Source organism: Neobacillus mesonae, from assembly GCF_001636315.1.
In the GTDB taxonomy this organism is placed as follows: domain Bacteria; phylum Bacillota; class Bacilli; order Bacillales; family Cytobacillaceae; genus Neobacillus; species Neobacillus mesonae.
The window spans coordinates 3,350,362-3,365,964 of the sequence record NZ_KV440949.1 but is presented as its reverse complement, the minus strand read 5'-3'; the positions used below and the strand labels follow the sequence as shown (position 1 = coordinate 3,365,964).

Below are 15,603 nucleotides of genomic sequence, written 5' to 3'. Positions count from 1 at the left end.
TAACCTGCTACTTCTTTATTAAAAAAATTAATTAGCTTCTATTTAGTATTAAATCTTCGAAAGGAGCAAAACATGGATATTCTAATTTCCTCAGCTACTCATCGCTCGGGTTCTACAATGTTACAGCGAATTTTTAATGCCAGAGAAAATACATTGATTTGGGGAGAGCATAAAGGAGTTTTAACGGACTTTTGTAATCTGCAAAAAAAACTTAATAATTACTCAAGCAGATTTAAAAAACAACGGATAAGTTATTTTAATACAAATGAGAATCCATCCAATTGGATTGCCACCATGAATCCATCCAATGAATTTATTAATAATGCCGTTCATCAATCTGTAAAAGCTTTTTTAGATAATCTATACGCACAGCATCGTGAAACCCATGATATTATTGGATTTAAAGAAGTTAGATACGGTCAAGATGAACTGGAATTATTCAGGAAATGCTACCCCAAAGCTAAGATTATACTACTTGTTCGTGATCCAAGAGATGTATGGAAAAGCCATTCATTTAATTTAAGAATCGAAGCTTACAATAATTCCCTAATTAAGTTTATACAGAAATGGAAGAATCATGTATCATATTATATGGATTTTGCAAAAAAGGATCCGAAAACATATTTTCTAAAATATGAAGATATCATTGAAAGAAAACCTGAAACAATTAATATGCTATTAGATGCAGCGAATATCACGATAGAAGAATTGAACAGTGTACTGAATGTTAAGATAAGTGGTATAAAAAAGGGACCGAATAACCCTAGCGATTTACAACAAATTGAAAATATGTGTAAGAATATCATGGAACAATTAAACTATTCCATTGAGGCGTAAATAACTTTACTACAATGACTCCGGGATTATCTCCAGAGTCATTTTCTATTTTTTTAGCGGCGATTCAAATATATTTATAACCCAGCTCGATAAATTTTCCTTACAACACCTGATTGGATTTAACAGAATAATACATTTCACGTTCTCTTGTCATCAGTTAGAGAATTTGGATAGGAACGCAAAAAAAAGAGCTGTATATATACTTCTCAAAAAGGCTTTATGGAGTGCTTATGTCCAAGCCGTCATGAAATTTCTTCATAATATGTAAGTATAATTTGCATTAGAAAAAATGATGTAAAAATAAAGAGCAGAAAGGAGAAATGCAGTTTGGTTTCTATTGTTACCTGCACTAATAAACCAATCCAAATGGAAAATATATTTAAAAATTATTTACAACAGGATTGGGAAAACAAGGAACTAATTATTATCCTAAACCGAAATGATATGGAAATCAGCACCTGGAAAAAGAAAGCTGAACAGTATTCTAATGTTTCTGTTTTTCAACTTCCTGCGAAAGTTACTTTAGGACAATGTTTGAATTTTGCTGTCAGCAAAGCAAAATATGATATCATAGCAAAATTTGATGACGATGATTATTATTCTCCGCACTATATAGCTCAGGCTTTGCAAGTGTTTGAGGAAAAACAGGCAGATATTGTAGGAAAATCACATCTGTTCACTTACTTTCAAATGTATAAACTTCTGTGTATTCGAAAAGCTATCAATCGCATAGGAGGGGGGACTATTATGTTCCGAAAAAGAGTCTTTGAAAAAGTTCAGTTTCCAGCAAAAAACACGGGAGAAGACGGTACCTTTTTAAAAAATGCAAGATTAAGAGGTTTTAAACTCTGTACAACAAATCCATTTAACTATGTCTATATACGAAAGGCCTCTAACCATCATACATGGAAAATATCACGAAGAAGACTTAGAAGAATGTGTTTTAATAAAAGGATAACGGATAATTATATACTCCATGTTTCCAAAGCTCCTTAATCTTGGACCAAGCCCAGCGAATTACTTTTTAATATTTCAAAATTTCAGATGATCTAAAACGAGCAAAACTTCATTGGGGAAATAAGTTTTGTCCTGTATGAAAAGACCATACTTTAAATTAAAACTTTGGATCGAAGGTGAGTTAACAAAAATGAATATAAAACAACAGTTAAACCAAGTTGAAAAATTAGTTAATGGATCTTGCCATGAATCCACCGTAAAGGAAATAGAAAAACAAAAACCAGAAATTGCATTTGCTATTTCTCTTAAAAGTAAGAGGGTTTCCCGTGATTGGGAAAAAGTTCAGAACAACTTAAGCTTGACCTTAAAGTCAATATTAAACAATACTGACCCAAATTTTATAATTATTATTGCCGGCCATGAAAAGCCAAATATTGAGGAACTAAATGATAAAAGGGTTACATGGTTATCTGTAACATTCCCACCTCCATCAAATCCTAGAAAAGCTACTGTTGATAAACGTCGCAAACGTATGGTGATTGGTGCATTTTTAAGAAGAAATGGATTTTCTGGCTATTTCATGCCTTTAGATGCAGATGACTGGATACACTATCGATTCGTAGAATATATACGTTTACTTCCTATTTCTAATACAATTATTCTAAATAAAGGATTTATGGTAAATGTAATTAAAAATGAGGTTTGGACACAAAATCAATTTTATATATATTGTGGAAGTAGTTCATTATTTTATTTTTCTAATAGAGATTTTCCAAAGTCAACGAAAAAGTCACATATAAATAAAACGGATTTTAAATGGGTTATGAAAAACCATGTTAAAGTTCCACAATATGTGAAAAATCATACAATGATTGACTATCCGTTCGTTACCTATGTCCTCGCGCATGGAGAAAATCTTAGCGTTATTCAAGGGATAAGAGATAATCGGACATCTGCAGAACATCATAACGGTGTTGGAGAAGTGCTTGATGATTGGTTTTACCGGGGTTTTAAAATCTGGGATAAGTGAGAACATATAGAATACTAGTATCCTGAAAGTTAAAATTCTAACAAATCCCACTATTGGAATAATTAAACAATATGAATGAATAATTTAAAAAGGTGATAGATGGTTTCTAAGCCATCCCTCACCTTTTTAAATTATTCATTTGTGCCCTTCCATCGCAATATGCTTCGCATATAAGACCGGATTGGATTTAACAGAATAATACATTCTACGGTCTTTTATCATCAACGGAAAGTCGTGATCCGGGCGCTTGTTCATTTCAATTACCCAAATCTTATCATCCTCATCAATCCCCACATCAATGCCAAAATCAGCGTAGGCACCCACGGTTTCGTCTACTTTATTAGCCATTTTTGTACAAATAGTCACAATCTCCTGGTACTTCTTAAAGGCAGCTAATTCGTCATAGCCAAATTGGATCATTAATGCCCTTGTTCCTTCCATCGCAAATCCGCTGGCTTTAAAATTAGAGGAAATCGCGTTGGTCTTTCCAAACCTTGCAATCATACCCGTACATTGCCAATTACCCGTTCCATCCTTTTGTAAAATAACCCGGTAATCGACCTTTCGTTCCTCAAAGGTATGAAGACGAATGGGCTGCTGAAGTAAGTAGTATGAATGCCTTAAAAGAAATTTAGCCATTTGTTTGTTTGATAACGTTTTAATATCATCTTTATAGTTTTCTATAACAATATATTGATCTTCATGCTTTTCAATATAATAAATCCCTTTGCCGCGGGAACCATTTCTAGCCTTAAGGTATACACCGTTATATTTTTCAATAAAGGCGTTCAAGCTGGTCAAATTCACTTGATTTGTCGTTTCCGCAAGATGTGCCCTTAGTTCCGAATATGGCGAAAGCCACTTCCAAAATTGCCATTTATCAAAATATTGGGCGTTAAAAAAGCCCGAGCCCATTTTTTCCTGCAGACCTTTCAACGTCTGCTGCGCCAGCTCCACTCTTCTAAAAATAGCATTTGGAAACGGCAATTCCGCTTTTCGCCAGTTCTCCGGTGAAGATGGGTCAAACACGTACCCGGTAATTTGTTCTTTGGCAAAATCAATTTGCTGCTCACAAAACACAAATAGAATTCCATTTATTTGTTCATACAACATGGTATAAATTAAAAAATTATCAAAATACCTTGTCAGCCTTGCTTCTGATTTTGCCAGCAATAATCCGATAACCGGACCTATAATTAGTTCATTATTGGAATACGCCAATTCATATTTTACATTGAGGTCAATCAAGAGTTCGCTTTTTATGTTTTCACTAATTGCAATCCTGTTTTCGTTATTAGATTGGAAGGTGTTTACCGCTGCTGGAATTTTCCTTTTTCCGAAATGAACGATAATCGTTTGCTTGTTTTCAATCCCGAGAGAAGCTGCAGTTGTGTCGTGTAAGAAAATCGTATTACTTGCTAAACCATCCGAGTATATTTCATAAAGCAAACTTTATTCACCTCCAAAACCAGACAGCCATTTAGCATAATAGATGGGAGCTGATTTAACTTGATAATAAAGCTGGAAATCATCAGCGTCTAAGGCAATGGTCATGTCTGGACTGCGATTATTAATTTCAATCACCCACAGATGATGGTCTTCATCAATCCCGATGTCAATACCAATATAGCCTAAGTGAAGCCCTTTTCTTTCTAGTGCTTCACAACAGGTAAGGGCGAGCTTTTCTATTTCCTTATATTTTTTAAAGGCCTGTTTTGGGTTATCCCGATATAATTCTAAAAGGGATTCCCAGCCTTTTTCCGCCGAGCCGCCGCTCGAAATATTGCTGACAATACTGTCTACTTCACCAAACTTTGTGACCATCCCCGGAACGGTCCACACGCCATGTTGATTTTTTGCTGCCAGTACGCGAATATCCATCACACGGTTATGATCTCGCAGCAAAGGAATTTTCTGTTGCACAATACACTTTTCCAGATTTAGGTCTGATTGCAAATATTTTTGAGCTGCTTCCCAATTCTCTAAGATGGTCGTAATATTCTTACCCTTTACGCGATAGCTCAATTTATACTCTTGACCTTCCTTAGAAAGCTGATAAATTCCCGTGCCTTGCATTCCCGCTCGCGGTTTAATAAATGTTTTTTGATATACACTCATTAATTGCTTAACATCTTCCATATTTTCTGCCATTACTGTCTCTGGAAGGTGTTTTCTTATTTGTTCATCCTCCGAAAACCACTCCCACATTTCCCATTTATTAAAAACATGGGAGTTAAAATAATGATTTTGAATTAATTTATCTAGTTTTTTCCTAATAGATTCTTTAATCGTTCTTCGCAAAAAGACTGCGGAAGGAAACGGAAACACGCCCATTTCCCATCCATTTTCTTTCGGATTAAAGACAAATCCTTTCACCACTTTATTCTTTACATCAATTCCATCAGACGTAAAAAGAACAACAAGTCCGTTTATATGTTTGTAATCGATTAAATAATTTTTATAAATTTTAATTCTTTGATGGTCCATTTCACCAAGTTTCCCGCGTATAAACATCCCTATAACAGGCCCAACTAAAAGAATGTCATCGTAAATAATTATTTCGTATTCGATAAATTCAGGCAGTGTCATCCCATTTATCAAATCAGTAGAAATGTAGATACAATTATCTTGATCTTCATGATAAGAAAGTGCAGCGTTTTGCTGAATAGCTCCAATACTTAGGGTAATGTTCTGCTTTCCCTTCAATGATAATTTTTCCATTGCAATTAACGGAAGTGAAATGGTTGAGTTAGGAGTTGGAATAGCTTGGATGAAAAATTTCATCTTTCATTTCCTCCTCTGATTCAAAGATGGAAAAATCCTGAAGATGAACAGCGTAATAAAGCGGCTGGTAGCGGATTTTTAGATATGTGTCATTATCCATTGCTTTAAATCCTTTGAAGCTGGGGAAAATATTCGCCTCAATCATCCAAGGATATCCGTCTTGATCCAGACCGATGTCTAAACCGAACTCTCCATAATGTTCATCCGTTTCATCCATTAAGCGGCAGAAATTTTGACATAAAGTTAAGATGTCCTTTTGCACCTTTTCAAAGCTCAAATGATCCCCGGCTTTCCTAACCACTTCCTCTAGAGTCATGGCCTCGCCGCCTCTGGCAATATTCGTTAATACTTCTTTTTCACCTGCTACCCTGCATTCAATCCCCGAACAGATCCATTGTTCCTTATGAAACTTTTGCATCACTACCCTAACATCAAAAGGGCGATTGTTAACCTTTAACAGTGGAATATAAGTTTGATATAAATACTTTTCATTCATCACTAATTTTCTTAGCATTTCCTCTAACCCTACTTCATCCGGAATGAAGTGCTGCAGCCGGAACTCCTTCCGGTGATCATAAAGGATATAACCATTACTGTCATCAACAACATTCTTTTCAATGACAAAAATGCCACGTCCCCGAGACAGGCTTACAGGCTTTAAAATAACCTTTTGTTCTACATTAACAAATTGAATCAAATCCGGCATGTTTTTTAACAGGTGGGTCTTGGGCAAATATTTATTGATTTTCTTTTCTTCCTGGAGCTTCAGCAAATCTGATTTTTTATAATGATAAGAGTTGAATAACTTATTATCCGTTAATTTAATTAATTTTTTTACTCTGCCATTCCTTTGATGAAAGTTCCTGCGATAAATGGCTGCAGGAATGGGGGCAGATCCAAATTCCCATTTTTTCATTAAAGGATTATAAATTAATCCGTAGGCAATCTTTTCCTCCCAATCAATAGAGCGGGTCGAAAAGGCAATGACTACGCCGCCGAATTTCTCGTATATCCCAAGTCTATCCGTGAATTTTTCCATATAGGCCGGATTATAAAGCTGATTTTTCTCGCCTAACAATAAACCAATGGAGGGTCCAATAATGACTTTGTCGCCCAAAATCTTTAGCTGATAAACTAAATCTGGCTGCAAATGCATTTTATTTAACAAGGTGTTTGAAATCAATATTTCAATTGGAGCATGATAAGTGTTGTTGTTTAACAGCACAGCTCCTGCTTTCATAATATAACAGGTCTGTTCTTTAATACCGAACTGGATAGTGGTAAGCTGTCTGTTAGAATAATGAATGAGCTCTGAAGGTAATTGGAGTGTTAGTTTATCATCTTCATAAGGTCTTAGTTTAATCCAAATTGAAGATCGATTTTTCATATATTGCCTCAGTTGTTTACTTTCCTTAACCCAACCAGAGAAATATTCATTCCTGCTTGCTAGTTTCAGCGGTTGGGTTAAATTATTTACTTCAATTGAAGTAATATTTTGTTGGATCAGTTTCTTGGCGACCGATAAGGCAGTTTCAAAAAGCGGGACACAGAGTTCAAAATTCCAATCAAATAAGTCCTTCATGATAATATTAAAGGAACAAGTTGAACTTAGATAAATGTCTCCACTTTTATTAATTGAAAATAGGATGCCAATCTCGTAAATTCCTGGATAATAATAATGAATCATTTTCAATAGCTTATTGCTATGCTCTGTCAATAATTCCTCAATTTCTTGAAAGGTTTGCTGCTGCTCTTTTAAAATTGGCGAGGCACTTTCCAAAAAGAACTTTTCCCCATTAACGTCCTTTACATAGATAATGGGTGTTTCCCATTCCATATTGGTATTTTTTTGACCTAATACATAGAAGTTTAAAGGTACTTGATCTGAGTCATTTTCCTTTTCAAGCTTGATGTTTAATTCTGGTTTTGACTGAATTAATTCAACTAGGTTTTTCCTCTTGATAATATGATGTTCATTCATCACTTGAATTCGAGAATGATTAGATAACTCCCTTAATTTTTTTATATATTTTTTTAAATAAAATTTCGTTGGATTATAAATAATGGATGGGATATCGATTCTCATTTTTTTTATTTCTGCGTTTTCCCCAATTTCAAGTGCTTCTGTTTTGAAATCGGGGATATCCATATGGTCAAGAGTAACAAAGACAACTTTTAGCTTCAGCTCATTCGCTTTTTTAGTAAAAAAGTGCCGAAACCCATCCTTTATATTTTTATTTCTTCTTAAATTATTCCATTCCCTCCTGGAAAGTAAAACTCCAATGGTGTCCATCTTTATTATTTCGCCCTCCTAACAACCGTCCTTCTAACCTTTTCCATACTTTATATTCAATATTACATAATCGGTATAGGCGTACACCAACATACTTGGTCTTTAATAAAAATTAACCCCTTTTGTAGGCTATAATTGTTTTGTAAGAGCCGTCCTTTAAAAACTTAAACATAGATGATGAGGGCGATATGTTAGCTTCGATAATCCAAATATCACCTTTAGAGTCAATTCCTACGTCCAATCCGAATGCACGTGTTCTTGGATAGGAACTTGCTAAATGCTGGACAACTAACAATGAAACTTCATCAAGCATTGCTATGGTTTTTTGTTTCTGCTCATTATCTATATTTGATTTGCTTATTGCCTCTTCAACGGGTAATACCGCCTTTGCCACATTCGTTATAACATAATTTCTGGCGGCAACTTTGGCCAGCTTCCCAGTTATGACCCAATCCCTCGATTTCCTTTTCCGCTGTATCATTACCCGAATATCAAATGGATCATTATTGATTGCAGCGAGAGCGATTTTTTGTTGAACAATAAAGTGGCGCTGCCTTTTAATGCAATTCTTTTTTAAATACTCATATGTTTCTTCTTTTCCAGTTAAAATAACTTTTTTAAATTCCTTATGAAGTTCATATTGATCATCTTCTAAAGCTGATATTTGGACTACTCCATATCCTTTATGACCAAGACATGGCTTTATCATCACCTGGCCGTGTTTCTCCACCATGGTCCACAATGACTCTTGACTAAAATATTTTGTTTCAGGAAGATAATCTTTAAGCCTTTCATCCTGAGACATTAATCTGTGTTTTGTCCATTTTCCATATGAAACTCTCATTGTTTTATTCCTTTCCTTGGCTTTTTATAAAAGTCAAAGCCTCCTATTTTAAAAATTCAAAATAGGAGGCTTTGACTAAAGGGAATCTTTCCCCTATTTTAATAACCTGAATCCTTTGGTTTACTAAGTTTTTCATTACAAACTCCGATAAATGTTTCTTGAGTAATAGGTGCCGTGAAAGTGAATGTTGCTCTAGTATCTAGACCTACTGCATGAAACATAACTTCAGCAGTAGTTGAAGTCATAAAAACACTTTCTTCTTTTAAGTCAATATTAATTTATGACAAATAAATTTTATGGATATGGACAAATATACAGAGAATTTCGTACATTTTTTTAAGGAATTAAAGGGGAGTTTTTCAATATACTTGCCAAAAAAAAGCGAGGGGTACAAAAGTTTACTCCTCGCTTGAATGATTTATTAATATTTTGTTAAAAGCTTTAAAACCGTATCCAAAATAACATTAACCCCTTTTTCACAATCCTCCCAAGTCGTCAGTTCGTCTTCACTATGGCTTTTTCCATTAATGCTCGGCACAAACAGCATTGCAGTTGGAACGTAGCTGGCGATGAATTGAGCGTCGTGGCCAGCACCGCTGACCATCCTTCTATGTGTGTAGCCAAGCGAGACAGCGGATTGTTCTAGTTGGTCGCATAGCTCAGGCGTAAACCATACGGTATCCCGATCCCATAATTTGGTTGTTTTGATTTCACAGCCCTCGTTAACGCCTAAGTCAGGAAGACCTTGAATGATATCCTTTACGGTATTTACAATCCCCATGTCCTTATGACGTGCTTCCAATGTAAACACAACCTTATTTGGGATAACGGTGTGAATGCATGGGTATACGTTGAGCCTGCCAACTGTAAATACTAACTCATGGTCTAAGGCGCTCAGGCGTTTGCGGATTTCATTGATTAGATTATTGGCTGTAAACAGGGCATCCCTTCTCATACTCATTGGGGTAGTTCCGGCGTGATTCGAATCTCCGGTTACTTCAATTTCATAGCAGGCCATACCGACAACGCATTCCACCACACCAATTGTAATGGATTCTTTTTCTAAAATCGGCCCTTGTTCGATATGGAGCTCTAAAAAGGCAGTGGCTTCTTTCAACCGGTTTTGGGGGTCACCTTCATAACCGCTCTCTTTTAAGGCTTCCTCGAATGTAATTCCCTCTGGATCCCGCTTCTGCAGCATGACTGCCTTGTCAAATTTTCCGGAAAGGACACCCGATACCATCATTGAAGGTTCAAATCGGGCGCCTTCTTCATTTGTAAAGTTTACAATTGTGATTGGTATGTTCGGTTTTATTTGATTTTCTATGAGTGTTCTCACTACTTCTAATCCGGTTACCACGCCTAGAATTCCGTCAAACCGTCCTCCTTTTTTGACTGAATCCATATGGGAGCCAATGACAAGCGGAGGTTGATCTTCAGTGCCGGCAAGTGTGGCATACATACAGCCCATATCATCTACTTTGACGGTCATCCCAAGCTCCTCACAGCAGGAACAAAAATAATCCCTTGCTTGAATATCCTCCTTTGATAACGACAAGCGGGTCACACCATTATTTTCAGTCCGGCCAAAGTTTGCAAACCGCTCCAGCTCCTGCTTTAGTCTTTCCCCATTAATTAACAACTTTTGTTTTTGCATGATTACGTTAACCCCCTAGATTTGTTTTGACAGGCTTCCTAAATCTTATGGAGTATTATGCAATGATGAGTTTTTTCCATGTGCCTGAGGCTATTTTGTTATAAGCAGCGGCGGCCTAGTCCTACATAAATTTTATTAAAGTTTTAGCAAAAATATTCAGTTTCCTCCATTATATAGAACAAAGCTGAAGTGTCCACCCCAGGCGAACAAATGTCCACGAAGGGTGTCAGGCACCAAACTCCCAAAAAAGGTATTAACAATTAAAATGTATGCTTACTCGGGTCTGCGAGGTAATCCCGCAGTGTTTCGATGAATGTCTTTAATGCTTTTGTTTGATAGCTGGTATGGGTTAGGATGGAAAAGTTCCGCTTGAATGGGAGTCCTTTGGCATTGATGATTCCGATGTAGCCGTTGGTGAGCTCCTTCTTGATTGCCCAGCTTGAGAGCAGACTAATGCCAAGCCCCGCTTCAACCGATTCCTTGATCAGCTGGGTGCTGCCGAATACCATAATTTTTTTGGGTGTGAATTCGTACATCTCAAACAGATTTTCAGCCGCCTCCCTTGTACCGGATCCCTCCTCCCTTAAGATCCACGTTTCTTCCTCTAAATCCGAGATTTTTATTTCCTCTGTTTGACTTAATAAAGGATGACGCGGCCCAGCAACAATGACCATCCGATCTTTCGAAACCACTTCAGAATTGAGAATATCTTGCTTATACAATCCTTCAATGATACCTATATCCAATTGATGTTTTTTGACCAGTTCAATGATTTCCTTTGTATTTTGAATCCGGATTGATGGATTAATGAGAGGGAATTGCTCCTGCATTTTAGCAATAATATGGGGCAGAATATACTCACCGAATGTATAGCTCGCACCAATCGCAATCGGTCCGCTCGCCCTTTTTGTCAAATCATCCACTAATGATTGCATTTTTGTATAGAGGGCGATGATTTCCTTTGCATGATGGTAAACTATTTCCCCAGCCTTATTCAAGCGGACGTATTTATTACTCCGTTCTAATAGCCTTGTACCAACGGATTCTTCCAACGTTCTGATGTACTGGCTAACCGCTGGCTGGGTCATATGCAGCTCCTCCGCCGCTTTGGAAAAATTTTCTTTTTCTACAACCTTTACAAACACTTCTAAATGCTGGTCCATGCTTTTACTCCTTTTTCGGGAATCTTCTGATGTATATTGATTTACTTATTATACTCATTATATATCTTTATTTTCCTTATACACCAATCAGGAGTATGCTGGAATTAAGAAAAATACAAATTGAGGTGATTGGAATGGCAAGTCAAAGTGCTAGAGCTTTACCTTTGAACGACCAGGGCGGACAGCAGCAGAAAAAACCTGAGCCAAAGCCTTCCGGAAGCGGATTATGGCTTGGCGGAATCGGCTTTACGGTAATCATTGCGTTGCTAGGCTTTGCGTTGGCAAAGGTCCCTGGTTTTGATCGAGTTGGGCCCCTTGCCTGTGCTATTGTAATAGCAGTGATGTATCGGCAATTTTTCGGTTATCCGGAAAAATTTCGGGCGGGAATCCAATTTTCGTCAAAACGCTTTTTACGATTTGCGATTATTTTATACGGGTTGAAGCTAAATATTGATGTGGTGCTTCATCAAGGGCTGGGCCTGATTGCCCGAGATATTGGGGTGATTGCCTTTGCGATTCTGTTTACCATGTGGCTGGGGAAACTGCTGAAAGCAGAATCCTCCCTAACGATGCTTGTCGGAGTAGGTACCGGTGTGTGTGGTGCAGCAGCGATCGCCGCTGTTTCGCCAATCATTAAGGCAAAAGACGACGATACCGCGATTGGCGTTGGGATTATTGCCCTAGTTGGAACTATATTTTCGATTGTTTATACGATTCTACGGCCGATCCTTCCATTATCTGCGATTGATTATGGCATCTGGAGCGGAATCAGTCTTCATGAGATTGCCCACGTTGCCTTGGCCGGTGCTCCTGCGGGTCCGGATGGATTAGCGATTGCATTATTGGCTAAATTAGGCCGAGTGCTGCTGCTTATTCCATTATGTTTCATTCTCATGTATTGGGTGAAACGAAAAAACACCGGAAATACTGGCGATACAAAAATCGAATTCCCATGGTTTTTGATTGGCTTTATTTTAATGAGCCTGTTCGGAAGCTATGTGCTTGGTAAATCAATCCCTGTATCAAAAGCAGTTATGGACGGGATTTCCACCGCAACCACCTTTATTCTAACAACAGCCATGGTTGGTCTCGGCCTAAACGTAAGCCTGCGCGACCTGCGCACAAAGGCATTGCGTCCATTGATTGCAATGTTGATTACATCTGTTGTACTTTCTGTTGTTGCTTATTTTATAGCTTAATAGACTTATGGGCATGGAATTTTGGGTTCCATGCCCTTTTCGTAAAGGTTTTTTGTCACAAAAGCTAGATTGGAATCATTTTGCTCTCTTTTGATTGAAGCTTTGTCGCCAAAAGCCTTTATTGGACTCATTTTGGTCTTTTTTGCTTCGGCTTTTGTCGCCAATAGCCTTCATTGGATTCACTTTCCTCTCCTTTGCTCCGGCTTTTGTCGCCAATAGCCTTCATTGGATTCACTTTGCTCTCCTTTGCTCCGACTTTTGTCGCCAATAGCCTTCATTGGACTCACTTTACTCTTTTTTGCTTCGGCTTTTGTCGCCAATATTCTTCATTGGACTCACTTTACTCTCTTTTGCTCCGGCTTTTGTCGCTAATAAATTGAGGCATGCGATTTTTGGTTTTGAGTCACTTATTTTTTTAAAAAAAATTAAAGCCTGATAAAAATCCCCGTCTTGTCATCTTGATACGAATTGGTGCTTTTCTCGCATTCTACTAAATCCAGTGCATATTTTTGCAGTCCGTCTTTCCAGATAGTATTTATCATGTTATTCCAATTTAGATCCTTTGGGAAAAGTCCATCGGAAATAAGCAATAATCCCCTATAATTTTCGGTTTTTATTGAGCCAATATGAAAATAACCCTCCGCAGCTGAATCCCCATTTAACACACCATAACCGTTTGGTTTATTAGCTAATGATCTGTTATAAATTAATGAGTTCCGCTTGTTTTGAAAATAAGCTTCATCCGGTAAATTTCTACCTTTCCGCCGCTCTTCCTCTCTCTGCCTCTTTGCTCTCTCTGAAATTCCCGCTACTGTATCTATTGATAAAACCTCTAAATTACCGCTTTTAGTGACGGCAAAAATCATACTATCGCCGATTTGGCCGAAATCAATCTGCTGTCCGTTCATTTTAATCATCGCTAAACAAGTGCTCCACAGCTCATGTTTTTTGAATAAATCAATCTTATATTTCTTCATTTCTTCTAAAAGCAGCTCATTGGCATTTGACATTAGCGCTTGAATATTTTCATCTTCAGCATTGTGAATGGCTTCCCCCACAATTCTTGAGGCTAAAACTGCTCCATTTACTCCTTGCTCGTTCACAAAGTCTGTTAACGGTGTGGCACCATCCAATACAGCAAACAATCCTTTTTGTTCATCCAACACAAAATAATCTTCACAAACAGTTTTTTTGTCGCTTTTTAAATAGACTTTTTCAATTTCCAAATTCATCACCTTCTTAACTATTATAATCGTAGTAATTTTACCCAAATTAAAAAAATATCGAAAACCAGGTTGCATATTAGATGAATGTATCATACAATTAATCGCATAAAAATCCAACAAATGTACTAAACAAAAAAGGAGTTTACTAGATGAAGAATTCATTACAGCAAGAGTTCCAGCCTCATCAGCCACCCAAAAAGGGGTTTGGCGAAAGTATGAAAAATTTAAATGCCTTTGTCCTAATTTTTGGGGTCATTGTCATTTCTACCATATTAACTTATATTTTACCCGCCGGTGAATATGACCGCGTGGAAAAAGCCGGCAGAACGGTTGTTGTTCCTGGCTCCTTTCACCATACTGCATCTTCTCCAGTTGAATTTTTCCATATTTTCACCAGCATACATGCTGGCTTGGTGAATGCCGCAGGAATTATCTTTTTCGTATTGCTAGTCGGCGGTGCCTTTGGGATTTTGAAGGCAACAGGTGCACTTGACGCCTTGATCGTTGCAATTACACGAAAACTTGCAAATCGAGAACTGCTGCTCATTCCAGTTATTATGCTGTTTTTTTCGGCCGGCGGTACCTTAATGGGAATGGCTGAAGAAACACTGATTTATATCGGGATCATTACCCCGCTGGCAATTGCCTTAGGCTTTGATGCAATGGTCGGTTATGCAATCGTCGCATTGGCAGCAAATATCGGCTTTATGAGCGCCGTGCTAAACCCATTCAATGTCGGGGTCGCGCAAAGTATTGCTGAACTGCCGACATTTTCCGGGATTGGCTTAAGACTTGCACTTCTTGCTGCCTTTTACATTGCAGGAGTTATCTACATCTACCGTTATGCAAAAAAAGTGAAACAGCAGCCTGCGCTTAGAATTCTAGGAAGCTACCAAACAGGCGGCAAACCAAAAGCTGCACCAGATATGAAGCTTGAAACAAGACATAAATGGATTTTAGTTGTGTTCCTTCTTAATTTTATTACCCTGATTTTCGGTGTATTAAAATTCGGCTGGTATATTCCTGAAATTGGCGGACTATTTCTAATGTTTGGGATTATTGTTGGCATTATCGGCAAATTAGGTCCGAACCAAATGGCCGACAGCTTTATGGATGGAGCTAAGGAAGTGATCAGCGGTGCGTTAATTATCGGATTCGCACAGGCTATTTTGGTTGTATTCCAGGACGGAAAATTGATGGATTCTATTTTATATTATGCATCCTCTTTCCTGGGTGAGTTGTCACCTTCTTTAAACGCAGTTGGTATGTTCTTTGTTCAGCTATTCCTAAATTTCCTTGTTCCATCAGGAAGCGGACAGGCAGCGCTGACGATGCCAATCATGGCACCTTTAGCAGATTTGGTTGGTGTGACAAGGCAAACGGCTGTTTTAGCGTTCCAGCTTGGGGACGGTATTTCCAATTCAATTTTTCCAACATCGGGTGTATTGATTGCAGGACTAGCCATTGCTGGTATCCCTTATACGAAATGGGTTAAATGGGTGTTTCCATTTCTTTTGATCGAAATCAGCATTGCGATTATTTTCCTGCTGATTGCTCAAGCCATACATTACGGCCCATTCTAAGGTATAATTTTTGATAGTGTTTAAGGAAGT

Annotated in this window: 12 protein-coding genes; 5 read left to right on the top strand and 7 right to left on the bottom strand. The window is 37.6% G+C overall.

Annotated features, from left to right (window positions below):
* Positions 1-72: 72 nt before the first annotated feature.
* From A6749_RS15750 to A6749_RS15740, 3 genes are all read left to right on the top strand, one after another.
* Complete coding sequence (locus A6749_RS15750; protein ID WP_066391402.1) at positions 73-837, top strand: sulfotransferase; 765 nt, start codon at positions 73-75, stop codon at positions 835-837.
* A gap of 327 nt (positions 838-1,164) precedes the next feature.
* Positions 1,165-1,833: a glycosyltransferase family 2 protein gene (locus tag A6749_RS15745; protein WP_066391401.1), complete on the top strand. Its 669-nt coding sequence runs from the start codon at positions 1,165-1,167 to the stop codon at positions 1,831-1,833.
* A 151-nt stretch (positions 1,834-1,984) separates the two neighbouring features.
* Entirely contained in the window at positions 1,985-2,824 is an 840-nt protein-coding gene (locus A6749_RS15740; RefSeq protein ID WP_127485015.1) for a hypothetical protein, read from the top strand.
* Between the two features lie 135 nt (positions 2,825-2,959).
* Here the strand turns inward: A6749_RS15740 and A6749_RS15735 are convergent, their stop codons facing one another.
* From A6749_RS15735 to A6749_RS15710, 6 genes are all read right to left on the bottom strand, one after another.
* Positions 2,960-4,273: a YheC/YheD family endospore coat-associated protein gene (locus A6749_RS15735; protein WP_066391398.1), complete on the bottom strand. Its 1,314-nt coding sequence runs from the start codon at positions 4,271-4,273 to the stop codon at positions 2,960-2,962.
* Positions 4,274-4,276: 3 nt separating this feature from the next.
* The gene (locus A6749_RS15730; RefSeq protein ID WP_066391395.1) at positions 4,277-5,608 is read right to left on the bottom strand and encodes a YheC/YheD family endospore coat-associated protein; all 1,332 of its coding nucleotides are present in this window, start codon (positions 5,606-5,608) and stop codon (positions 4,277-4,279) included.
* Positions 5,574-7,901, bottom strand: coding sequence for a YheC/YheD family endospore coat-associated protein (locus tag A6749_RS15725; protein WP_066391389.1), 2,328 nt, complete (start codon positions 7,899-7,901; stop codon positions 5,574-5,576). The genes A6749_RS15730 and A6749_RS15725 overlap by 35 nt, the downstream gene beginning before the upstream one ends.
* A gap of 112 nt (positions 7,902-8,013) precedes the next feature.
* Positions 8,014-8,745: a YheC/YheD family protein gene (locus A6749_RS15720; protein WP_066391387.1), complete on the bottom strand. Its 732-nt coding sequence runs from the start codon at positions 8,743-8,745 to the stop codon at positions 8,014-8,016.
* A gap of 421 nt (positions 8,746-9,166) precedes the next feature.
* Positions 9,167-10,402 (bottom strand): Zn-dependent hydrolase, encoded by a 1,236-nt coding sequence (locus A6749_RS15715; RefSeq protein WP_066391385.1) that lies wholly within the window; start codon positions 10,400-10,402, stop codon positions 9,167-9,169.
* A gap of 260 nt (positions 10,403-10,662) precedes the next feature.
* Positions 10,663-11,565 carry a LysR family transcriptional regulator gene (locus tag A6749_RS15710; protein ID WP_066391384.1) on the bottom strand — a complete coding sequence of 301 codons (903 nt, stop codon included), beginning with the start codon at positions 11,563-11,565 and terminating at the stop codon, positions 10,663-10,665.
* Positions 11,566-11,699: 134 nt separating this feature from the next.
* On the opposite strand from A6749_RS15710, the gene A6749_RS15705 reads away from it, so the two are divergent.
* On the top strand, positions 11,700-12,764 hold the full coding sequence (locus tag A6749_RS15705; protein WP_066400996.1) for a YeiH family protein: 1,065 nt from the start codon (positions 11,700-11,702) through the stop codon (positions 12,762-12,764).
* 425 nt (positions 12,765-13,189) lie between these two features.
* Here A6749_RS15705 and A6749_RS15700 read toward each other — a convergent pair whose 3' ends face one another.
* On the bottom strand, positions 13,190-13,990 hold the full coding sequence (locus A6749_RS15700; protein WP_066391380.1) for a protein phosphatase 2C domain-containing protein: 801 nt from the start codon (positions 13,988-13,990) through the stop codon (positions 13,190-13,192).
* A 149-nt stretch (positions 13,991-14,139) separates the two neighbouring features.
* On the opposite strand from A6749_RS15700, the gene A6749_RS15695 reads away from it, so the two are divergent.
* On the top strand, positions 14,140-15,573 hold the full coding sequence (locus A6749_RS15695) for a YfcC family protein (protein ID WP_084797858.1): 1,434 nt from the start codon (positions 14,140-14,142) through the stop codon (positions 15,571-15,573).
* Positions 15,574-15,603 lie beyond the last annotated feature (30 nt).